This window comes from Actinomadura sp. K4S16 (assembly GCF_008327685.1).
Classification (GTDB): domain Bacteria; phylum Actinomycetota; class Actinomycetes; order Streptosporangiales; family Streptosporangiaceae; genus Spirillospora.
This window is the reverse complement of the sequence record NZ_BDDE01000011.1, coordinates 805897-829328: the sequence shown is the minus strand read 5'-3', so window position 1 is coordinate 829328 and position 23432 is coordinate 805897. Positions and strand designations below refer to the sequence as shown.

The following is a 23432-nucleotide window of genomic DNA, read 5'->3' as shown; positions in this document are numbered from 1 at the left end:
GTGGCCGCAGACCTGACGCCAGCTGAGTTGACCTTGCTCGGCCTGCTCGTGGAGAAGCCGAGGCACGGCTACGAGCTGGACGAGGTCATCACCGCCCGGGGCATGCGCGAGTGGACCGAGATCGGCTTCAGTTCGATCTACTACCTGCTGACCCGGCTCCGCGACCGCGGGCTGATCACAGAGGTCGACGCGCCGCGTCCCGTCCGGGGGAAGGCGCGCCGCGTGTACGAGCCCACATCCGCGGGCCGCGAGGCGTGCGCGAGGGCGGCCGAGGCCGCGGTGGCCGAACTCCGGCCGGTGTTCCCGCCCCTCCTGGTCGGGCTGGCCAACCAGCCGGTCGTTCCGCCCGAGCGCCTGCGGGCCGCGCTCGACCGGCGCGCCGCCGCCCTGGCGGAGCGGACGGCCGCCATCAGGGCGGCCCGCGACGCACAACCCGGCATGCCTGGTTTCGTCCGCGCCATCTTCGACTACTCGCTGGGCCAGCTGGCCGCCGAACAGCGGTGGCTGGCCGACTACCGGGCGGCCGGAGCCGACGACCGATCCACCACCGAGCCCCCAGCCAGAAAGGCAGACGGCCATGACGACTCGCTATGACATCAAACGAGAACTCAGGCAGTGCTACGCGCCGAAGAACACCGACTGGGCGCTGGTCGACGTCCCCGCGCAGCGGTTCATCGCCGCCGACGGAAGCGGCGACCCCAACACCAGCGCCGGCTACGCCCGCGCCGTCGAGGCGCTCTACGCCGTCGCCTACACGATCAAGTTCGCCAGCAAGGCCGACCTCGGCCGGGACTTCGTCGTCGGGCCGCTCGAAGGGCTGTGGTGGTCCGACGATCCGGAGGTGTTCATCACCCGCGAGAAGGACGCCTGGCAATGGCGCATGCTCATCAGCCAGCCCGACTGGATCAGCGACGACTTCATCGAGGAGGCCAAGCGGGCCGCGCTGGCGAAGAAGGGCCTGCCGGCGATCGCCGAGGTCCGCCGCGAAAGCCTGAAGGAGGGCACCTGCGCCCAACTCCTGCACGTCGGACCCTACGACGATGAGGGCCCTTCACTCGCCAGGCTCCATCACGAGTACCTCGCCGCCCACAACCTGCGGATGTCCGGGCACCATCACGAGGTCTACCTCGGCGACCACCGCCGGACCGAGCCCGCCAAGTTCAAGACCGTCCTCCGGCAGCCCGTTCAGACGGCGGACTGACGCGGGATTCCGGGGCAGATGGTCATCTGCCCCGGAACCTCAACGGAAGTAGCCGTTCACGACCATCGGCAGCGACGCGTCCAGGCCCGCCATGTTCAGCACGCCCTCGTCGCGGGGGTCGCCGGTGGTGTGCCCGTTCGCGGCCATCGCCGCGAGCACGACCCGCACGTCGCCGTTCACGGCCCGGCGGTAGGCGGCGAGCGCCTGCGACGGGTGCTGCCGGCCCGCCCACGTCTCGTTGTCGGTGAAGACCACGACCCCGTCGACGTCGAGGCGCTGCTGCTGCGCCCACTGGAACGGCAGTGACAGGTCGGTGCCGCCGCCGCTGGGCCGCCAGGAGCCGATCTCGCGCAGGTTGGTGCGCGCGGTCACCCTGGAGGCGTGCACGGCGGTGTCGACGTCGATGACGTGGCAGTCGCCGCCCTCGATGCGGTGGAGGATGACCGCCATGGCGTTGCCGACCTCGTAGCAGGATCCCAGCGGCGTCCCGCCGTGGCGCACGCCGCTCCACGACATCGACCCGGACGAGTCGACCGCGATCAGCAGCCGGCGGCCGGACGGCTCCATGTGCCCGAACGCCAGCTCGTACGCCTCGTCGAGCGCGTCGGCGATCGCGGGCACCGGCGACCAGCGCTGGACGTCGGCGCGCGGGTTCGGCTGCGCGTGACCGGCCCCGTACACGCGCAGAGCGAGGAACAGGTCCATGGGGTGGATCCGGGCCTTCGCAAGCGCGCCGGCGTCCGTGAGCCGGGCCGCGGCTCGGCGGGTCGCGTCACCCATCGGGGTCAGCGTCCCGATCCGCGTCATCCGGGACAGGTTCCGGATCAGCGCCGTCATCCCGATCGTGTCGACGAGCTCGTCCCACACGCCAGGGTCGGTGAGAACCGCGTCGGGGAGGAACTCCCACGGCACGCCCCGGTCCTGCACGACGTCGATCGCCTCGACCGGGCCGGTGACGGCCTGCGCCGTGAGGAACGCGTCCACCGAGGGCACCTGCGTCCGTACGTCCTCGTCGGAGACGTTCCCGGCGATCCACCCGAACAGGGCGCGCCGCGCCGGGGAGTCGGCCTTGGGGTGCGCGATGCGGAGCGCGTCCCGAAGCGCGAACGCCTCCCCGGACGGGGTCTTGCGCTGCCGCGCCTTGCACACCCGCCACGCGACCTGGTCGACGTCGCCGTTGAGGAACCACGACGCGAGCGCGGTCCGCATCGCGCGTCCGGTCACCGGCGCGGTCCCGCCGGCGGTGGCCTTGCCGCCGAGGTTCTTCCAGTACCCGAAGAACGTCGCGAAGTGGTCCGTCGTCCGCGCGACCTGCGCCAGCGACGCCTTCACGGCCTGCCGGGTGTCGGCGTCCCCGCGCGCCGCCGCGGCGGCCAGGACGAACAGCGCGGGACGGTTCTTCGGAGCCCGAGGCGGACGCGCAGTAGAGATCTCCGTCGCGAGGTCGACGACCCGGACACCGTCCGCGGCGATCGCGTCGAACACGACCTGCGCGTTGTCGGCGGTGAGCCTGTCCTCACCGACGTAGTAGGTGCCGCCGGTGGTGCCGAGAATGAGGAAGTCCTCCAGCCGGGTCCACAGGTCCTTGGCGAACCCGTAGCCGCCGGCGTTGTTGCGGACCTGCTCGGTCTCGCGGCCGGGAATCGGCCGGCTCTGCGGCGTGTCGACGGTGGACACCGAAGCGAGAGGGTCACGGGCCATTAGGGGCCTCCAGGAGTTTCGACCCGCCGGTGGGGCGGATGTGGGGGAGCGGTCGGCCTGCATAGGGGAGGGCGGATGTGGTTGCGCCCGCCGGGTTTTTGCCCAATGCGCTGCCTGACTGCGCCACCAGCCGACTTCGTCGGCTGGGCAGGATTCGAACCTGCGACCCTTGGATTACGATAACCGGCGGACTTCGACCCGCCCTCCCATATGCGTACAGCCCGACCCGTAGGGCCGGGTGCCGGCACGGATGTGGAAACGACCACCGGATTGCATCTGTTGGAAAGAGATAACCGATGGCCTTCGACCCGTGCGGGCACCGGGCCCGACGCGCTGATCAAAAGGTAGCCCGCCCCGGATCCGTTCGCATTCGAATATCGGCGGGCCCGCTCATCCCGTCGCTGATGCGCCGGCGGCATCCGCGTCGCCTTCTCGCGGCCAGCGCCCCTCTATGTGCAGTTGGATGAGCGCGGCGTGGGAAAGAGGGCTGGCGGGATCGGTGACGTCGCCGTTGGTGGTGTAGTCGAGGAGCACGACATCCTTCTTCTCGCGGAGCCGCTCCACCAGATCGGCGACGCGGTGTTCGAGAACCCACCGGTAAGCCGGCAGGTAGATCCGGCGCCTGGCTGACTCATAGGACAGAAGTGGGTCGCCGTGCAGGCCGGTGCGGTGGCCTTTGACAGGGCCGTGTCGACGCACCGTCCGCTTCAACCCCTTCATCGTGGTGATCTCGAGCTTCGCGGGGTCGACATCGGACCCGTCGAAGACCTTGAGAGCCTGCCAGATCCCTTCCACGGACTGACTGGTCACGCCGTCGCAGTAGGGGACCGGGATGCCGCCGTGCGGGTAGAACGGACTCAACCGCACCCACGGCTCCGGCGCCTTGGAGGTCACATCGATGAACTCCGCGCCTGGAAACTCCGCCCTCAGCGACACCATCCCACGGCGACGGCCGGCAACACGGATCGACAACTGGAGGCTCCCTGTCTCGCTGACATGAGCCGCCAGCATCCCCGATGCCACTGACAAACAGGACCGAGCCCACCCGGCCCGCCGCGTTGTTGTGGGGAGCGGCCGGCTCGTGTGGGGGAGGGCGGATGTGGTTGCGCCCACCGGGTCTAAGTGCTCTCCCGATTGAGCTACCCCCTATCCGCACCCACCGCCGCCAGTGGCGGCCCCGCTGCCGCCGACTCGATCCGCACCGGCAGACCCCGGTGATGAGTTCTCGCGGCCGCACCCGTCACACCTATGACGGAACACGACGAGAGGGAAGGATGACGTGATGAGTGCGGACACGCGGCCGGCGGAGGTGAGCGTGAGCGGGCTGGGCGAGGTCGACGAGCCGGCGTTCTCGGGGCTGGCGGAGCGGCACCGGCGGGAGTTGCACGTCCACTGCTACCGGATGCTCGGATCGTTCGAGGACGCCGAGGACACCGTGCAGGAGACGTTCCTGCGCGCCTGGCGGCGGCGGGAGACCTTCCAGGGGCGGTCGACGTTCCGGGCCTGGCTGTACCGGATCGCCACCAACGCCTGCCTGGACCTGCTCGCCAAGCGCCGCCCGGAGCCGGCGACGGGCGGCGAGGTGCCGTGGCTGCAGCCCTATCCGGACCGGCTGCTCGACGAGCTGCCCGCGGGCGACGCGGACGAGCCGGAGGCCGTCGCCGTCGCGCGGGAGACGATCGAGCTGGCGTACCTGGTCGCCGTCCAGCACCTGGCGCCCCGCCCGCGGGCCGTGCTGATCCTGAGGGACGTGCTCGGCTGGCCGGCCAAGGACGTCGCGGAGCTCCTCGGGGACTCCGTCAACTCCGTCAACAGCGCGCTGCAGCGGGCCCGCGCCGGGATGCGGGAGCACCTGCCCGCCGAGCGGCAGGACTGGACCGGCGGGGAGGGGGACGCCGGGACGCGCGAGCTGGTGCGCCGCTTCACCGACGCCAGCGTGGCCACGGACGTCGACGGGCTCGCCGCGTTGCTTCGGGACGACGTGCGCTTCTCCATGCCGCCCACGCCGGGCCTGCTCGTCGGCCGCGACAAGGTGGTGAACGACTGGATCGAGGACGGCTTCGAGCGCCTGGAGGGCCTGCGCGCCGTCCAGACCTCCGTGAACCGGCAGCCCGCCGTCGCCTTCTACCTCTGGCAGGAGCGGGAGGGCGCGTACCTGCCGCTGACGCTCGACGTGCTGCGCATCACCGGCGGGGCGATCAGCGAGCTCGTCACGTTCCACGGTGACCGGTTCGCGCGGCTCGGCCTGCCCGAGCGCCTGCCGGCGGACGGCACGGAGTAGTCCCGGTGCGGACGCTCACGCTGCGCGGCGGCGCACGTGTCGCGGTGGTCGCAGCGGACTGGCGCGACGCGTTCGGCATCGTCACCCAAGGGCGGGTGCAGCTGGAACTGCGCGGCGGTGAGCCCGGACCGGTGCTCGGACGCGACGCCGGGTTCTGGCTCCGCGGCACCGGCGTCCGCGCCCTGCGGAACCCCGGCCGCCGCACGGCGAGGGTACGCATCGTCACCCCCCAGGCCGGGACCGTCGCATGCCAGTCGACCCACCCCTACACCAGCCACCGAATGACGGAGAATGACATGAACACCATGAATGACACAGGGGCCGTCGCAGACCCGGCACCGGGTCGGACGGGCCACACCCGCGGACTCCGCAGGCTCGCCGTCACCGGCCTCATCGCCACGCTCGCGGCGATGGTGGCCACCACCCTCGCCGCCGCGCTTGCCCAGGCCGCCGGCGTCGACTTCGAGCTCCCCGCCGACGGCGAGTCGATCCCGTTGCCCGGGTTCGCCGTGGTGACCGGCTTCTTCTCGGTCGTGGGCATCGTCATCGCCGCCGCTCTTCTTCGCTGGAGCGCCCGCCCCGCCGAGCGATTCGTGTGGACGGCGGTGTCGCTGACCGCGATCTCGTTGGTCCCGCCCTTCCTCTCCGGGGCGGACACGGCCACCATCACCGCACTCCTGGGGCTGCACCTCGTCGCTGCGACGGTGATGATCCCCACCCTGGCGCGGAGCCTCCGCTCAGCAGGGGCACCCGAGCGGCCGCGCGACGTTCGCGCTCGGCCATGACATGACACCGTCCGACTGCGGGCCCAGAACACCAACGGTCTGCGGACTACGGGCCCCGCCGCCGGTTCGCGCCGTCGGCGGGCACTGATCCGATCATGGTGAGCACCTCGGACGTCGGGCGGACGTCGCCGAAGGAGCGGTAGACGGTGTGCAGGGTGGCGTTGTGGTCCTGGTCGCGGTGCGCCGCGTTCGCGTCGGCGACCATGATGACCCGGAGTCCGAGGGTGCTCGCGTCGCGTGCGGAGGACTCGCAGCACACGTTGGTGACGGTGCCGGTGATGAGCACGGTGTCGATCGCGCGCTGCTCCAGCAGGTCGGGAAGGGGGCAGCGTCCCGGAAAGAAGGCGCTGGCCGCGGACTTCTCCACCAGCAGATCGTCGGCATGGACCGCGAAGTCACGCCACAGGCGCTCGGTCATCGGACCCACGCCGCCGGAAGTACGGTACTTCTCGGCCGTTTCCGGCCCGAAGAACTCGTCGGCCACCGCCGTGCGTTCGCCCACCGCGGGCAGGACCCAGGCGACCGTGCCGCCCGCCGCCCGGAGGGCATCGGCGAGGCGGCCGATGTTGGGCACGATCCCCCGGCAGTAGGGGTTGTCGGAGACGAAGAACGGCACCATGTCGATCACCACCAACGCCGTCCGAGCCGGAACGAGCCGCGTGAACGCGAAGCGACGGCCACGGCGGCGCTCATGCCGGGCGTACTCCCGGGCCTCGATCCGCCACTCGTGCTGCCGCACCCCGACCTCCGACAGCACGGCCTCCTCGATCTCCAGCACGCCCGCGCCATGGAGACGGGCGGGTCCTTCGCCGGCCTCAGCGCGCGTCCGCATTCTCCCTGAGGGGGTCAGGTTCCCATCACTCCGCAAGCTCCTTGCCTTGCCGACGCGGATGCCCGGCCCAGCGGACCAGATTGTGAAAAAGCTCGGCCTGCTCGATCGCGTCGTCCAGCGCATTATGCGTGTGAGGGCGGTCCGACAGCAGCTCGCCGGGCATCTGGCGTTTGGTCGAGCGAATGATCGGACTGCGGGCCTTGGTGGCGTAAGCGGTCTTGAGATCGATGTGCCGGGAGTGTCCGAAAGGGGATCCGGCCTCAGCGAACCGCGTCCAGTACCAGTACAGGAACATCCAGTCGAAGCCGAGCGGATACGCCACCAATACCGGCGACCCACCCGCCGATGCCGCCACCGCGGTCACCCAGTCAGCGGCCGCGTTCATGGCCTCGCCCGGATCGCGCCCCTCGACGGCGAGGCGGTCGCGATCCAGGCCACTGACCGCCAATGCCTCCGGGACGTAGGCGTCGCTGATCGGTTTCAGCTCCGCGTAGAACGTGGTCTCGGCCGGATCCACCGGCCTGAACTCGTCCCCGTCGAAGCTTCCACATGCGCTCATGCCGAAGCTCAACATGGAATACGGCCCCGGAATCGGCCCATCGGCCTCCACATCAACCGAAAAATAAACCTCACACCTGCTCATTGGCGTTCCCCGTCCCGTTCCAGAACAGACTTCTTACCATGTCGAGCAGCGATCCACTCCCTAGGCGGGATGGAGAGCCGGGCTGCCCAAGCCCGACAAGCGGGCCTATGGCATGTCGTAGACGGTGACGGAGATGCCGGGTTCGGTGAGCTGGTTGATGACGAGGGGTTCGATGCGGTCCCATCGTCCGCCGGCCAGGCCGCAGCCGATGCGGGGCATGTGGACGGTCGCTTCGAGGTCGATGGCCCGTGCGGCCAGCCGGTGGAGGCATTGCTCCACTGCCTGGTAGCGGATCGGCGGGCCGGAGCTTCGGCCGGTCTTGATGCCGTGTTGGCCGATCATGTTGGCGACCCAGATGTCGGGTCGGACCTGGACGAGCTGGATCGCGCCCAGTTCGAAGTCGTTGGTGGCGCGGTCGCGGTGCCAGCGCCGGTAGGCCGCTTCGGGCTCCGGCCAGCGTCTGGATATCGCCAGGACGAAGCCCTTGCCCCATCCGCCCCGGTTGTTGCAGATGTGCGCGATGATCTTGGGGCCCTTGGCCTGCGGGGAGGTCGCGTCGCCCTGGAGGTAGCGGATCTGCGCCATGATCGCCACGATATCCGGCATTCCGACGAACCGGCTGGTCAAGCCGCCTGGGCGGCCGGCTCGTCAGGGCTCGATGGGTTGGCAGGTGGGGCACCAGGTTGTTCTGCGGCCGGATAGGCGGCGGGCTTCCAAGGGGGTGCCGCAGCGTGGGCAGACGGGGGGCTTGGCGTCTCGGGCGCCGGTCAGCCAGGTTGGTCGGGGTGGGACGCGTTCCGCCTTGATGGAGTCGCGGAGGACTCGGCGCATTGCTCGGTGGAGAGCGGCGACCTCGGGGGTGGTCAGGGCGCGGGCGGGGCTCAGGGGGTTGATGCGGGCCCGCCAGCAGATCTCGTCGGCCAGGAGGTTGCCGAGGCCGGCGATGACCGATTGGTCGGTGAGGGTCGTCTTGAGACGGCCGCGGTGGTGGGAGAGGGCGGCCGCCAAGGCGTTGCGGGAGAAGTCCAGGGCGTCGGGGCCCAGGTTCTCAAGGGTCTCGTCCGCCTCTCTGGTGCTGGCGGCCAGGTGGACGCCCTGCAGTTTGCGCATGTCGCGGAAGCGCAGTTCGCCGTCGGGGAGCCTCCAGATGACGCGGTCGTGGCGGTGGCGGGGCTCGTCCGGGTGGTGCCACGTGAGCGAGCCCGTCATGCCGAAGTGGAGCAGCAGCACCGGGCCATGAGCCGGGGCCAGCAGCCACTTGCCGTGGCGGTGCGGTTCCTCGAAGCGGTGGCCGCGCAGCGCCGTGTCCAGGCGCCGGGCGGTGACTCCGCGCAGGACTCCGGAGTCGAGCACCGATACCGAGGCGATCCGCTTGCCGGTGTGCTCGGCGAGCACCCGGCGGAAGCCTTCGACGTCTGGAAGTTCCGGCATGGCGGGTCCCTACCCGCCGCCGGCTCAGGTCTGCGCGACGACGTGGGGCGCGATGCTGGAGAGCTTCTCGCAGGTCTCCTCGTACTCGCGGTCGGGGGGCGAGGCGCTGACGATCCCGGCGCCCGCGCGCAGCCACGCGCGGCCGTTCTCGGCGTAGAGGGCGCGCAGGACGAGGGCGGAGTCCAGCGCGCCGTCATGGGAGACGGTGACGACGGCGCCCGAGTACAGGCCGCGGCGCTCCTCCAGGCGGGTGACGGCCTCGATCGCCTCCGGCTTCGGGATGCCGGACGCGGTGACGCCGGGGAAGAGGGCGTCCAGGGCGTCCCATGCGGTGCGGCCGGGGGAGAGGGTGCCGCTGACACTGGAGCCCAGGTGCTGGACGGTCCCGCGCTCCTTCACCGTCATGAAGCCCGTGACACGGACGCTCTCCCGTTCGCACACCCGATACAGCTCCTCTTGGGAGGTGCGGACGGACACGGCGTGCTCGTAGATCTCCTTGGGGTCGGTCTCCAGGTCGCGGCGGGTGCGCGCGTCGGTGTCGGCGCCGAGGCCGAAGGCGCGGGTGCCGGCGAGGGGCTGGGTCATGACGTGCCCCGCCGGGTCGACGCTCGCGAGCACCTCGGGGCTGAACCCGGTGGCCTGGAAGCCGCCCAGGTCGAGCAGGAACGAGCGGGCCGGGGTGTTGGCCTCGCGGCCCCGGACGTAGGTCGAGACGACGTCGACCGGGTGGGGGACGTCCAGGCGGCGCGACACGATGACCTTCTGGTAGCGGCCCGCGTGGATGTCGGCCACGGCCTCGGCGACGCGCGCGCGGTAGGGGTCGCCGCCGACGCGGACGTCGACGGGGGAGGGCTCGCCGACGGGGTGGCCGTCCGGCTTGGCCAGGAGCTTGGTCACCTGCTCGATGTCGGTCCGGTCGACGCCGGTGACGGTGACGCGGCCGTGCTCGGCCCGCACCTCGGTGCGGGGGACGATCAGGTGCGCGAGCCGGCCGGTGGGGCGAGGGGCAGCGGACTCGAACGCGATCCAGCCGTAGGCGTTCCACGCGGGCAGCGGAGCGTCGGCGAAGGTCTCGCGGAGCGCGTCGGCGGGACGGCCCGTCCAGGGTCGGCTGGTGAGGGCCCGGCCCGGCCAGTGGGCGTGGACGGCGTCGGCGTCGAGGACGACCTCGGCGAGCATGCCCCCCGCGAACGTCCATGAGCCTGGCCGCTCGTACACGACGTAGTCGCTGAACAGGCCCGATCCGGCCAGACGGGCCATGAGGGCGAGCGGTGCCGAGGAGTGCTCGACGACCGGCTCGGCGGGGTTCGGCAGAGCAGTGGACAAGGCGGCTCCCTTTCGCGGCCGGAAGGTCAAACTTAGGTAAGGCTAACCTTGCATGATTTTCTTAGGCAAGGCTAACCTAATTCGCTATGGCGGAGCCGACGACGGAAGAGTTGAGCGTGCAGGAGCAGACGACGGCGCGGCGACGCGAACTGATGCGGCGGATGATGGCCGAGGCCGGCCTGGGCGCGGACACCGCCCGGCTCGCCCCTCGCGGAGCGGACGGACCGGCTCCCCTGTCCCACGCGCAGCAGAGCATGTGGCTGCACCACCGCGCCTTCCCGGACAGTCCCGCCTACAACGTCTGCCTGCTCATCCGCATGTCCGGGCCGCTCGACGCAACGGCTCTCCGCGAGGCGCTGCGGGGGCTGATCCGGCGGCACGCCGTCCTCCGCACCGTCTACGCGGACGCGCCCGGCGAGGGTGCCGTGCAGATCGTCACCGAGGACGACTCGCTCGACCTGCCGCCCGTCGCCTGTGCGGACGCCGAGGAGCGGGCGGCGCGGCTGGCCGCGGTCCCGTTCGACCTGCGGGCCGGACGGCCGATCCGGCTGGAGCTGCTCAGGCTCGGCGAGGACGAGCACGCGCTGGTCCTCGTCGTGCATCACATCGCCTGGGACGGCATGACCTGGGGTTCTCTCTCACGCGACCTCTCCGCGCTCTACCGCGCCTCCGTCACCGGTGGGCCCGACGGGCTGCCCTCGCTGGACGTCCAGTACGCCGACTACGCCGACTGGGAGCAGCGGCGGCCCCCCGCCGAGGACGACCTCGCGTACTGGCGCGAGCACCTCGATCCGCCGCCCGCTCCGCTCGACCTGCCCGCCGACCGGCCGCGCGGCGCGGTCGTGTCCGAGCGCGGGGGACGGCGGGCGCGCCGCTTCGACGACGCCGTGACCGAGGGGATGCGGAAGCTCGCCGCCGAGGAGAACCTCACCCCGTACATGGTGATGACCGCCGGCTACGCGGTCCTGCTGCACCGCTACACCGGCGCCGAGGACGTGGCGGTCGGGTCGTCGGCGATGAACCGCGAGCACGCCGAGGTGGAGCGGCTCGTCGGAAACTTCGGCAACACGCTCGTGCTGCGCGCCGACCTGTCCGGGGCGCCGACGTTCCGGGAGGCGCTGCGCCGGGTCGGCCGCACGGTCACCGAGGCGTTCGCGCACCAGGCGCTGCCGTACGACCGGCTCGTCCGGGAACTGCGGCCCGCGCGCGGACGGGGGCGCTCGGCCTTCTTCGACACGATGCTCCTCTTCCTCGCCCAGGAGATCGGCGAGCTGGACCTGCCCGGCATCACGTCGAGCTGGACGCACGTCCACAACGGCACCACGCACGTCGACCTGTCGCTGGAGGCTTTCGTCCGGCCGCAGGGAATGACGGTCGAGGCGACGTTCCGGCGCGAGTTGTTCGAGGACGAGCGCATCGACGCGCTGCTCGCCCACCTGGAGACGCTCCTCCGCGACGCGCTGGCCGACCCCGACCGGCCGATCGGCGCGCTGGAGGTCATGAGCGCGGGGGAGCGCGCCCTGATCGCTGAGGCCAACGCCACCGACCGCGCCCTGCCCGCGACCGACGCCGTCGCGCTGTTCGAGGAGCAGGCGGCACGGACACCCGGTGCCACGGCGGTCGAGGCGGGCGGAACCGCACTCACCTACGCCGACCTGGAGGAACGGGCGTCCGCGCTCGCCGCGGAGTTGCGCGCCCGAGGCGCCGGGCCGGAGACCGTCGTCGCGCTCGCATTGCCGCGCACGCCCGATCTCGTCGCAGCCCTGCTCGGCGTCCTGAAGGCGGGCGCCGCCTACCTGCCGCTCGACCTCGACCACCCCGCCGGCCGGCTCGCCTCCATGCTGGACGACGCCGGGCCGCTCTGCGCGATCGTCACCGGCGAGACCGCGCCGCTCCTCCCGGACGGGACGGACCTCCTCGTCCTCGACGGCTCTCGGCGCAACGCCGGAAACACGCGCACGCCGATCCGGCGCCCGGACGACCTCGCGTACGTCATCTACACCTCCGGCTCCACCGGCCGCCCCAAGGGCGTGGCGATCCCGCACCGCGCGCTCGCGAACTTCCTGCTCACCACCCGCGACCGGCTGAACCTCGGCACCGGTGACCGGCTGGTCGCGGTCACGACCATCGCGTTCGACATCGCCGCCCTTGAGCTGCTCGTTCCCCTGACCAGCGGGGCGACGGTCGTCCTGGCGGCCCGCGACACCGTCCGCGACCCGGCCGCGCTCGCGAGGCTCCTGGCGGGCGCGACGGTCGTCCAGGGAACCCCGTCGCTGCTCGGCACGCTCGACCCGGCCGCGTTCACGGGCCTCCGGGTCCTGGTCGGCGGCGAGGCGCTGCCGCCCGCGCTCGCCGCCTCGCTGGCCGGGTCCGCGTCGCTCGCCACCAACATGTACGGGCCGACCGAGGCGACGATCTGGGCGACCTCCGCGGACCTGCCCGCGGAAGGCATCGGCACCCCCTTCTGGAACACCCGCGCCCACATCCTGGACGCCCGCCTGCGCCCGGTCCCGCCGGGCGTCCCAGGCGAGCTCTATCTGGCGGGCGCGCAGCTCGCCCGCGGCTACGCCGGACGCCCCGACCTCACCGCCGAGCGCTTCGTGGCCGACCCGTTCGGACCGCCCGGATCCCGCATGTACCGGACGGGCGACCTCGCGCGCCGCGCCCGCGACGGGTCCGTGGAGTACCTCGGCCGCACCGACGACCAGGTGAAGATCCGCGGCTTCCGGATCGAGCCCGCCGAGGCGCAGGCCGTGCTCGCCGCGCAGCCCGGCGTCGCGCAGGCCGCGGTCGCCGTCCGGGAGGACCGCCCCGGCGACCCCCGGCTGGTCGGCTACTACGTCCCCGCCGAGGGGCTGGACGAGACCGGATTGCGCGAAGCGCTCGCCAGGGCGCTGCCCGAGTACATGGTGCCCTCCGCCCTCATCGCGCTGGACGGACTGCCCCGGACGGTCAACGGCAAGCTCGACCGCGCCGCGCTGCCCGCCCCCGAGGCCGAGGTGTCGGGACGGGCGCCGCGCGACGCCCGCGAGGCCGCCCTCTGCGCGATCTTCGCCGAGCTGCTCGGCGTCGAGGGGGTCGGCATCGACGACGACTTCTTCGCCCTCGGCGGGCACTCGCTGCTGGCGGCGCGCCTCGCGGCCAGGGCCCAGGCCGTGCTCGGCGCGGAGCCGACCATCGCGGACGTGTTCGAGGCGCCGACCGTCGCCGCGCTCGCGCCCCGCCTGGTCGCGACCGGCGCCGTCCGCGTCCGCGACGTGGCGCGCCCCGAGGTCGTCCCCGCCTCGGCGGCGCAGCGCGGCCTCTGGCTGGAGGAGCGGCTCCGCGGCCCGTCCGCGTCCTACTCGCTGCCGCTCGGCATCCGCCTGCACGGCGCGGTCGACGAGGACGCCCTCGACCAGGCGTTCGCCGATGTCGTCGCCCGCCACGAAGCGCTGCGCACCCTCCTCGTGGAGGGGCCGGACGGCCTGCCCGTGCAACGCGTCCTCGACCCGGACGTCCCCGTGCGCCTCGCCGTGCTCGACGCGCGGGGCGAGACGCCGGAAGGGCGCGCGGCCATCGAGAAGGCCGCCACCGCCCACGTCTTCGACATCGGACGCGACCTCCCCGTCCGCGGCACCCTCGTGAGGACGGGCGACGCCGAATGGTCGCTGATCCTGCTCCTGCACCACGCCGCCGCCGACGAGTGGTCGTTCACCCCGCTGCTGGCCGACCTCGCCCGCGCCTACGAGGCGCGCCGGGACGGACGGGGCCCCGGCTGGGAGCCCCTGCCCGTCCAGTACTCCGACTACGCGGCCTGGCAGCGCGAAGCCGCCCCCGCCACGGCGCCGCAGCTCGACTTCTGGGCGGAGGCGCTCGCCGGGCTGCCCGAGGAGACGGTCCTGCCGCTCGACCGGCCGCGCCCGGCCGAGGCGAGCCGGCGCGGCGGGCTGGTGCCGTTCCGGCTCCCGGCGGCGGGGGCGCGGCGCCTGGCCCGCGAGGCCGGCGCAAGCGTGTTCATGGTGCTGCACGCCGCCGTCGCCGCGCTGCTCCAGCGGTCCGGCGCCGGCGACGACATCGCCCTCGGCTCCCCGATCGCGGGACGCGCGGACGAGGACCTCGCCGGCCTCGTCGGGGTCTTCGTCAACCCGCTGGTGCTGCGCACCGACCTGTCCGGCGACCCGACGTTCGCCGAGCTGCTCCACCGGGTCCGGTCCGCCGACCTCGCCGCGTTCTCCCACGCCGGCGTCCCGTTCGAGCGGGTCGTGGACCGGCTCGCCCCCGAACGCTCCCTCGCCCGCAGCCCGCTGTTCCAGGTCATGATCGTCCACCGGCGGCTGGACGACGTCCGGCTCGCGCTGCCCGGCGTGCGCGCGGAGCCGTTCCTACCGGAGACCGGCGGTGTGAAGTTCGACCTCGACCTGTACTTCGCGGAGGGCGAGGTCGAGGTCGAGGGGTTCGCCGCGTTCGCGGCCGACCTGTTCGACGCCTCGACCGTCGAGCGGCTCATGGACGACCTGGGCGCGCTGCTCGACCGGGTCGCCGCCGATCCCGGCCGCAGGCTGTCCTCGCTCGGCGCGCCCGTCGAGCACCCGGACAACGCGCGCGCCCTCCCGGCCCTGACGGCCGCAGGCCTTATCGAGGCGCAGGTGGCGCGGACCCCGCACAAGACCGCCGTGGTGTTCGGCGACGCCGCCCTCACCTACGCCGAACTCGACCGCCGCGCCGAAGCGCTCGCCGACCGGCTCGCCGCCGCCGGGGCCCGCCCCGAGCAGGTCGTCGCGCTCGCGCTGCCCCGCTCGGACGAGTTCGCCGTCGCGCTCTACGCCGTGCTCAAGACGGGCGCCGCCTACCTGCCGATCGACCTGGCGTACCCGCCCGCCCGCGTCGCGGCGATGCTCGACGCCGTCCGGCCGCTGCTGGTCCTCGGCCGCGACGAGCCGCCGGCGGACGCCCCCCGCCGCGCACGTCCGGACGTCCACCCCGGCCACACCTCCTACGTCGTGTTCACCTCCGGCTCGACAGGAAGGCCGAAGGCCGTCGCCGGAACCCAGCGCGCCCTCGCCAACCGGCTCGCCTGGGGCGCGGGCCTCGCCGCGCCCGGCATCCGCGCCGCCAAGAGCTCGCCCGCCTTCATCGACGGCACGACCGAACTGCTCGGCGGCCTTGCCGCGGGCGACACCGTCGTCATCGCCGACGAGGAGACCGCCGCCGACGCCGTCGCGCTCGCCGGCTTCATCGACCGCCACGGCATCGGCCTCGTCACGCTCGTCCCGAGCCTGCTGGCCGCGCTCGTCGACAACGGCCTGCCGACCTCGGTGACCACGTGGATCAGCAGCGGCGAGGCACTGCCCACCGCGCTCGCGGACCAGGTGCCGGCGCGGCTGGTCGACCTGTACGGGTGCTCGGAGGCCGCCGGGGACAGCCTCGTCGCCGAGGCGGGCGGGCTGCGTCCCATCGACAACACCCGCGCCCACGTCCTCGACGCCGCGCTCCGCGAGGTCCCCGTCGGTGAGCTGTACCTCGCGGGCGACGGGCTGGCGCGCGGCTACCTCGGCGACCCCGCCCGCACCGCCGAGCGCTTCGTCGCCGACCCCTTCGGCCCGCCCGGCTCCCGCCTCTACCGCACCGGGGACCGCGTCCGGCGCCGCCCGGACGGCGGACTGGACTTCCTCGGCCGCGCCGACGACCAGATCACGATCCGCGGCTTCCGGATCGAGCCGGGGGAGGTGGAGGCCGCGCTCGCCGCGCTGCCGGGCGTGCGGCGGGCCGCCGTCACCGCGCACGGATCCCGCCTGATCGGCTACGTCACGGGCGATGTCGAGGCAGAGGCGCTCGACGCCCCGCTGCGCGCCCTGCTGCCCGACTACCTCGTCCCCGCCGAACTGGTGGTCCTGGACGAGCTCCCCCTCAACCCGAACGGCAAGGTCGACCGGCGAGCCCTCCCCGAGCCCGGCCGCCCGCCCGGCGGACGCGCCCCCGCCACCGAGCCCGAACGCGTCCTCGCCCGGCTCGCGGCGAGCGTCCTCGGCCGCGACGCCGTGAGCGCCGACGACGACTTCTTCCGCACCGGAGGCGACAGCATCAGCGCGGCGCTCCTCGTCGCCCGAGCACGCCGCGCCGACCTGTCGTTCACCGTGCGGGACGTCTTCCGGCTGCGGACCGTGGAAGCCCTCGCCCGGGCCGCCGCGCCCTCCGAAGGGAAGAAGACGGCCCAGGCGGCGGGCCCGGCGGGCGAGCTTCCGCTCTCGCCGCTCCAGGAAGGCCTGCTCTACCACCTGATGCTGGCGGGCGAGGGCCGCGACATCTACGTGCAGCAGGCCGTGGTGGCGCTGTCCGGCCCGGTCGACCCCGAGCGGATGGCGCGGGCGGCGCGCGCCACGCTGGAGAAGTTCCCCAACCTCCGCGCCGGGTTCCGGACGGACGGCGACCGCGCGGTCCAGTTCGTCCCGGACGACTTCGAGACCCCGTGGACGCACGCCGACGTGCCCCCGCGGGACCTGGAGGCGTTCGTCGACGCGCAGCGCGCCGAGCCGTTCGACCCCGCCGCGCCGCCGCTGATCCGGTTCGCCCTCGCCCGCCTCGCCGAGGACGACCACCGGCTGGTCCTCACCTCCGAGCTGATCCTGCTGGACGGCTGGTCCGGCGGCCTGCTCGTCACCTCGCTGCTCGACGCCTACACCGACGCCGCCGCCGAGGCCCGCCGGCCTGTCGCGCCCTTCCGCGCGTTCCTCGACTGGGTGAACGGCCGCGACAGGGACGCCGCGACCGGCGCCTGGCACCGCGCGCTCGACGGCTTCGACGAGCCCGCCCTCGTCCGGCCGGGCCTGGTCGGCGCGCCCGCCGACCTCGCGGGCGCCGGCGAGGTGCGCCGCGAGCTGCCCGCCGGGCTCGCCGAAAGGCTGGACGAGGTCGCCCGGGACAGGGGCGTCACCACCGGCACCGTCTTCCAGGCCGCCTGGGGCCTCGTCCTGATGGGCCTCACCGGACGCGACGACGTCGTGTTCGGCGCCTCGGTGTCCGGACGCCACCCCGACGTGGACGGCGTCGAGTCGATGGTCGGCCTGCTGTTCAACACCGTCCCCGTCCGCGTGCAGGCGGGCCCGGCGGACGCCCTCGCCACGGTCCTCGACCGGGTCCAGGCGGCGCAGTCCGACCTGTTCGACCACTCCTTCGTCGCGCTCGCCGACGTCCAGCGCGCCACCGGGCTCGGCACCCTCTTCGACACGCTGTTCGTCTTCCAGAACTTCCCGGGCATGCCGACCGACCGCGCCTTCGGCCCGGACGGCGGCCTGCGGGTCCTCGGACGCGAGGTCCGCGACGCCACCCACTACCCGATCACCATGGTCGTGGAGCCGGACGCCGGGCTGCGCGTCATGTACCGGGGCGACGCGTTCACCGAGGCCGAGGCCGAGCGCGTCACCGACCGCTACGTCCAGGTGTTGCGGCGGCTCGCCGAGGCGCCCGGATCCCCGTGCAGCCGACTCGACCTGCTCGTCCCGCAGGAGCACGACCGGCTCCGGCGCGACTGGGACGACGCGCGCCATCCCGTCCCCGAGCTGACGGTCGCGGAACTGCTCGCCCAGCGCGCGGCCGAGCGGCCCGGCGACCCCGCGCTCGTCTCCCTTCCGGACGTCCGCCTCACCTACGGCGAGCTGAACGCCGAGGTGAACCGGCTCGCCAGGCTCCTGCTCGCCCACGGCGCGGGTCCTGAGAAGGTCGTCGCGCTGGCCATGCCGCGCTCGGCGCAGATGGTCGTCGCCCTGTTCGCCGTCCTGCGCACGGGTGCCGCCTACCTGCCGCTGGAGTTCGACTACCCGGCCGACCGGCTCGACTACATGCTCCAGGACGCGGCACCGGTCTGCCTGGTCTCGCACCGCGACATCGCCGCGGGCCTCACCCGCTCCGGCGCCACCCTCGCGCTGGACGACCCCGCGACCGCGCAGGCCCTAGCCGCGCAGCCCGGCCACGACCTGGCGCCAGACGAAGTCCCCGGGTTCGCGCCCGGCACGCCCGGCAGGCTCGACCACCCCGCCTACGTCATCTACACCTCGGGCTCCACCGGGCGGCCCAAGGGCGTGGTGACGCCCTACCGCGGCCTCACCAACATGCAGTTCAACCACCGCGCCAACATCTTCGACCCGGTGGTCGCGTCGGCGGGGCGCCGCCTCCGCATCGCCCACACCGTCTCCTTCTCCTTCGACATGTCCTGGGAGGAGCTTCTCTGGCTCATCGAAGGCCACGAGGTCCACGTCTGCGACGAGGACCTCCGCCGCGACGCCCAGGCCCTCACCGCCTACCTGCGGCAGCACGAGATCGACGTCATCAACGTGACGCCGACCTACGCCCAGCAGCTCCTGGAGGAGGGCCTCCTGGACGGCGGGCACCGGCCGCCCCTCGTCCTCCTCGGCGGCGAGGCCGTCCCGGCGGCGGTGTGGGAGCGCCTCGCGCGCGCCGAGGGCGTCCTCGGCTACAACCTCTACGGCCCGACCGAGTACACGATCAACACCCTCGGCGGCGGCACCGAGGACAGCGCCACACCGACCGTCGGCAAGCCGATCTGGAACACCCGCGGGTACGTCCTGGACGCCTGGCTGCGGCACGTCCCGCCAGGCGCCCCCGGCGAGCTGTACATCGCGGGCGCCGGACTGGCGCGCGGCTACCTCGGCCGCGCCGACCTGACCGCCGAGCGCTTCGTCGCCGACCCGTTCGGCCCGCCCGGATCCCGCATGTACCGGACGGGCGACCTCGTGCGCGTGCGCGACGGCGGCGACATCGACTTCCTCGGCCGCACCGACGACCAGGTGAAGATCCGCGGCTACCGGGTCGAACCGGGAGAGATCGAGACCGCGCTCGCCGCCGAGCCCGGCGTCGGGCAGGCCGCCGTCGTCGCGGCCGAGACCGGTGTCCCCGGCGTGAAGCGCCTCATCGGCTACATCGTCCCCGACGGCTCCCGCGAAGGCGCCGCCGAAGAGCAGCTCGCCGAGTGGCGGCAGATCTACGACACCGAGTACACCGAGGTCGGCACGGTCGTCCACGCCGAGGAGTTCGCGGGGTGGGACAGCAGCTACGACGGCGCGCCCATCCCGCTGGACGACATGCGCGAGTGGCGGGAGACCACCGTCGAGCGCGTCCGCGCGCTCGGTCCCCGCCGCGTCCTGGAGATCGGCGTCGGCGCGGGCCTTCTCCTCACCCGGCTGGCCCCCCGGAGCGAGGAGTACTGGGGCACCGACTTCTCCGAGCCGGTCATCGCCAAGCTCCACGCCGACCTCGGCGGAGGCACCCGAGGGCCGGCGTCCCGTGACTGGCAGGATGCGGGCCCGGGCTCGCCCGTCCGCCTCAGCTGCCGGCCCGCCCACGACACCGACGGCCTGCCTGAGGGGTACTTCGACACCATCGTGATCAACTCGGTGGTCCAGTACTTCCCCGGCGGCGCCTACCTGGAGGACGTCGTCGCCAAGGCGATGCGCCTGCTCGCCCCGGGCGGCGCGCTGTTCGTCGGAGACGTCCGCGACCTGCGCACGGTCCGCTGCCTGCATGCCGCAGTTCAACTCAGGCGCGGCGGAGGCGACCTGGACTCGATCGAACGCGCCGTCCGCCTGGAGAAGGAGCTCCTCCTCGACCCCGCGTTCTTCGCAGCGCTCGACGTCCCGGCCCGCGTGGACGTCCTCATCAAGCGCGGCACCCACCACAACGAACTGACCCGCCACCGCTACGACGTCGTCCTGCGCAAGGACGCGGCCCCCGCCCCGCCGACGCCGGCCGTCGACTGGACCACCCTCGACGACCTCCGGGACAGGCCCGCCGGGCCGCTGCGGGTGAGAGGGATCCCCGACCCGAGGTCGTCGGGCGAGGCCGCGGCGCTGCGGGCGCTGCGGGAGGGGGCCTCCGCGGACGAGGCGCGCGCGGCGCTGACCTCGGCGCCCGAAGGGATCGAGCCCGAGACGCTGCACGGACTGTTCCCGGACGCCGTCCTCACGCCGTCCGACGAGCCCGGCCGCTACGACGCCGTGTTCGGCGGGGGAGCGGCGTGCCCGCCGGCCGAGCCCGGCCGCGCGCCCGCCTCGTACGCGAACGACCCGGTCGCCGCGCGCGACCACGGCGTGCTGGCCGCGCGGGTCCGCGAGAGCCTCCGGGCGCGCCTGCCCGGACACATGGTCCCGAGCGCGATCATGACGCTGGACGCGCTGCCGCTCACGGTGAACGGCAAGCTCGACCGGCGCGCCCTCCCCGACCCCGGGCAGGACGCCCCGCGCCGCGCGGGACGGGCCCCGCGCACCCCCGTCGAGCGCCTGCTGTGCACGCTGTTCGCCGAGGTCCTGGACGCGCCCGGCGCCGGGATCGACGACGACTTCTTCGACCTCGGCGGCCACTCGCTGCTCGCGACGAGGCTCGTCGGCAGGGCGCGGGCGGTGCTCGGCGCCGAACTGGCCATCCGCGACCTGTTCGAGGCGCCGACCGTGGCGGAACTGGCCGGGCGCCTGCACCGCGGCGCCGAGTCGCGGGCCCGGCCCGTCCTGGAACCGCGGGAGCGGCCCGAGCGGGTGCCGCTGTCGTCCGCCCAGCGGCGGCTGTGGATGCTCGACCAGCTGCTCCGCGAGGACGACGGGCCCCGCGACGCCTACCACCTGCCCCTCGCGGTCCGGCTGCGGGGCGGCCTCGACCTCGCGGCCCTGGAGGCGGCGATCGGGGACGTCACCGCCCGGCACGAGAGCCTCCGGACGGTCTTCGCCGAACACGACGGCGTGCCTTACCAGCGGATCCTCGCCCCCGACGAGGCGAAACCCGTCCTGGAGGTGGCGACCTGTGCGCCCGAGGACGTCATCGCCAGGCCGTTCGACCTCGCCGAACAGACCCCCCTACGGGTGGCGGTGTTCCCGGAGGGCGAGCGGGAGCATCTGCTGCTCGCCGTCTTCCACCACATCGCGTTCGACGAATGGTCGTTCGGGCCGTTCGCGCGCGACGTGGCCGAGGCCTACGCGGCCCGGCTGGACGGCAAGGAGCCCGCCTGGGCCCCGCCGCCCGTCCAGTACGCCGACCACGCCCTCTGGCAGCGCGAGCTCCTCGGCGACCCGGCCGACCCCGGCAGCGTCCACGCCCGGCAGCTGGACCACTGGGCGCGGACCCTCGCGGACCTGCCCGAGGAGATCCCGCTGCCGGTGGACCGGGCGCGCCCCGCCACGGCCGGGCAGCGCGGCGGTACCCTCACCGCCGACCTGCCGCCCGGCCTCACCGGCCGGCTCAGGCGCGTCGCGCGGGAGGCGAACGCCAGCGTGTTCATGGTCTGCCAGGCCGCCGTCGCCGCGCTGCTGCACCGCATGGGCGCGGGAGACGACATCCCCCTCGGCAGCCCCGTCGCCGGGCGCACGGAGGAGGCCGCGCGGGACCTCGTCGGCTTCTTCGTGAACACGCTCGTCCTGCGCGCCGACGTGTCCGGCGACCCGACGTTCGCGGAGCTGCTCGCCCGCGTCCGGGAGGCCGGCCTCGCCGGCCTCGCCCACCAGGACCTGCCGTTCGAGGCGGTCGTGGAGGCGCTGCGCCCGCGCCGCGTGCCCGGCCGCAACCCCCTGTTCCAGGTGATGGTCGGGTACGAGAACCAGGGCGCCGGCGACGTGCGGTTCCCGGGACTGGAGCAGCGGGAGGCGCTGTTCGGGCCGGGCGCGGCGAAGTTCGACCTCGACTTCATCTTCCGGGAGGGACCGGACGGGCTCCGGCTGGTCCTCGACCACTCCGCCGACCTGTTCGACCGCGCCACGGCGGCCGCGCTGGCGGACGGCCTGATCGCGCTGCTCGGGGCCGTCGCCGACGATCCCGGCGTCAGGGTCGGATCGCTGCCGGCCGTCCTGACCGCCCGCACCGTGACCGCCGAGGCGGCCCCGGAGGCGGCGCGCCGGGACGACGGACGGGAGGCGGTCCTGTGCCGGATCTTCGCCGAAGAACTCGGCGTTCCCGAGGTCGCCCCGGACGACGACTTCTTCGACCTCGGCGGGCACTCGCTGCTCGCGATGAAGCTGGTGCGGCGCATCAGGCGCGAGCCCGGCTGCGCGGACCTGAGGATCGCGGACCTGATGGCCGCCCCGACCGCGGCGGGGCTGCTCGCCCGGCTCGGACCCGCCGGAAGTGAGGCGGCTCATACCGGCCCGGGCATTGTCTAGTTAGGTAAGGCTAACCTAAAATTCTTGATCAACGCCCTCCCGCCTCCCCTCGAACATGGAAGGTCCGCTATGCGCACCCTGATGCGGCGCCTGGCCGTCGCCGCCGCGCTCGTCCTGGGTCTCGCCACGGCCGCCGCCTGCGGCGACGACGAGCCCGCCGGCGGCCCCGGCGGCTCCGGCGGCGCGGCCGGGGCGTTCCCCGTCACCGTCACCCACAAGCTCGGCTCCGCGGAGGTCGAGTCCGCGCCGAAGCGGATCGTCGCGCTCGGCGAGGTCGACCAGGACGCGCTGCTCGCCCTCGGCGTCACGCCCGTCGGCATGGCCGAGCTGACCGGCGTCCAGCCCGACGGACTCGCCCCCTGGAGCGCGCCCAGGCTGACCGGTGAGAAGCCCAAGCTGCTCAAGGCCGGTGAGGCGGGATTCAACCTGGAGGAGATCGCCGCGCTGCGGCCCGACCTGATCCTCGCCGCCGGCGACTTCGCCATCGACAAGGAGTACGGCAAGCTCTCCAAGCTCGCCCCGACGCTCGCCTACCAGACCGGCCCCGCCGAGGACTCCTGGCAGCAGATCACCCGGCAGGTCGCCGCCGCGATCGGCCGCCCCCAGGACGGAACGAGGCTCGTCGCCGACGTGGAGTCGAAGATCGCCCAGGTGAAGACGAGGCACCCCGAGCTGAAAGGCAAGGAGTTCGCGTTCACCAGCGTCTTCCCCAACGGCAACATCGGCGTGATGAAGTCCGGCGCCGACACGAGCGTGAAACTGCTCCAGCAGTTCGGCATGACGCTCCCGGAGTCGCTGAGGAGGCTGCCCGGCGACGGGTTCGCCGCCGAGCTGAGCCTGGAGAAGGTCTCCGTCCTGGACGTGGACGTCCTGATCAGCCACTACAACGACGACCCCGCCACCCAGAAGAAGATCGAGGCCAACCGGCTGTTCGCCGGCCTCGGCGCCGTCGAGCGCGGCTCCTACGTGCCGCTCGACCTGAAGTCGTTCTGGCCGCTGCGCACCCCCACCCCGCTCGCCGTCCCCTACGTGGTCGACCAGGTCGTCCCGAAGATCGCCAAGGCCGCGAGCGCGGCGAAGCCCGCCTGATGCCGGAGG

13 protein-coding genes are annotated in these 23432 nt (G+C 73.3%); 6 read left to right on the top strand and 7 right to left on the bottom strand.

Annotated features, from left to right (window positions below):
* Both K4S16_RS11025 and K4S16_RS11020 read left to right on the top strand, forming a co-directional pair.
* Nucleotides 1-594: a PadR family transcriptional regulator gene (locus K4S16_RS11025; protein WP_149258730.1), complete on the top strand. Its 594-nt coding sequence runs from the start codon at nt 1-3 to the stop codon at nt 592-594.
* Nucleotides 578-1201: a GyrI-like domain-containing protein gene (locus tag K4S16_RS11020; protein WP_149258729.1), complete on the top strand. Its 624-nt coding sequence runs from the start codon at nt 578-580 to the stop codon at nt 1199-1201. The genes K4S16_RS11025 and K4S16_RS11020 overlap by 17 nt, the downstream gene beginning before the upstream one ends.
* A gap of 39 nt (nt 1202-1240) precedes the next feature.
* On the opposite strand, the gene K4S16_RS11015 is transcribed toward K4S16_RS11020, so the two are convergent.
* The gene (locus K4S16_RS11015) at nt 1241-2902 is read right to left on the bottom strand and encodes a TROVE domain-containing protein (RefSeq protein ID WP_160160879.1); all 1662 of its coding nucleotides are present in this window, start codon (nt 2900-2902) and stop codon (nt 1241-1243) included.
* Nucleotides 2903-3292: 390 nt separating this feature from the next.
* Complete coding sequence (locus K4S16_RS11010; RefSeq protein ID WP_149258727.1) at nt 3293-3874, bottom strand: DUF6939 family protein; 582 nt, start codon at nt 3872-3874, stop codon at nt 3293-3295.
* 310 nt (nt 3875-4184) lie between these two features.
* On the opposite strand from K4S16_RS11010, the gene K4S16_RS11005 reads away from it, so the two are divergent.
* Both K4S16_RS11005 and K4S16_RS11000 read left to right on the top strand, forming a co-directional pair.
* Nucleotides 4185-5183, top strand: coding sequence for an RNA polymerase subunit sigma-70 (locus tag K4S16_RS11005; protein WP_149258726.1), 999 nt, complete (start codon nt 4185-4187; stop codon nt 5181-5183).
* 5 nt (nt 5184-5188) lie between these two features.
* The gene (locus tag K4S16_RS11000; protein WP_149258725.1) at nt 5189-5968 is read left to right on the top strand and encodes a DUF6069 family protein; all 780 of its coding nucleotides are present in this window, start codon (nt 5189-5191) and stop codon (nt 5966-5968) included.
* 46 nt (nt 5969-6014) lie between these two features.
* Here the strand turns inward: K4S16_RS11000 and K4S16_RS10995 are convergent, their stop codons facing one another.
* From K4S16_RS10995 to K4S16_RS10975, 5 genes are all read right to left on the bottom strand, one after another.
* Nucleotides 6015-6746 carry an isochorismatase family cysteine hydrolase gene (locus K4S16_RS10995; protein WP_200841799.1) on the bottom strand — a complete coding sequence of 244 codons (732 nt, stop codon included), beginning with the start codon at nt 6744-6746 and terminating at the stop codon, nt 6015-6017.
* 79 nt (nt 6747-6825) lie between these two features.
* Nucleotides 6826-7443, bottom strand: coding sequence for an exonuclease (locus tag K4S16_RS10990; protein ID WP_149258723.1), 618 nt, complete (start codon nt 7441-7443; stop codon nt 6826-6828).
* Between the two features lie 105 nt (nt 7444-7548).
* Entirely contained in the window at nt 7549-8028 is a 480-nt protein-coding gene (locus tag K4S16_RS10985; protein WP_149258722.1) for a macro domain-containing protein, read from the bottom strand.
* Nucleotides 8029-8091: 63 nt separating this feature from the next.
* Nucleotides 8092-8874 carry an Fpg/Nei family DNA glycosylase gene (locus tag K4S16_RS10980; protein ID WP_149258721.1) on the bottom strand — a complete coding sequence of 261 codons (783 nt, stop codon included), beginning with the start codon at nt 8872-8874 and terminating at the stop codon, nt 8092-8094.
* A gap of 24 nt (nt 8875-8898) precedes the next feature.
* Nucleotides 8899-10200, bottom strand: coding sequence for a salicylate synthase (locus K4S16_RS10975; protein ID WP_235036705.1), 1302 nt, complete (start codon nt 10198-10200; stop codon nt 8899-8901).
* 86 nt (nt 10201-10286) lie between these two features.
* On the opposite strand from K4S16_RS10975, the gene K4S16_RS10970 reads away from it, so the two are divergent.
* Nucleotides 10287-22334, top strand: coding sequence for a non-ribosomal peptide synthetase (locus K4S16_RS10970; RefSeq protein ID WP_149258720.1), 12048 nt, complete (start codon nt 10287-10289; stop codon nt 22332-22334).
* A gap of 69 nt (nt 22335-22403) precedes the next feature.
* Nucleotides 22404-23423, top strand: coding sequence for an iron-siderophore ABC transporter substrate-binding protein (locus tag K4S16_RS10965; RefSeq protein WP_200841798.1), 1020 nt, complete (start codon nt 22404-22406; stop codon nt 23421-23423).
* Nucleotides 23424-23432: the final 9 nt, after the last annotated feature.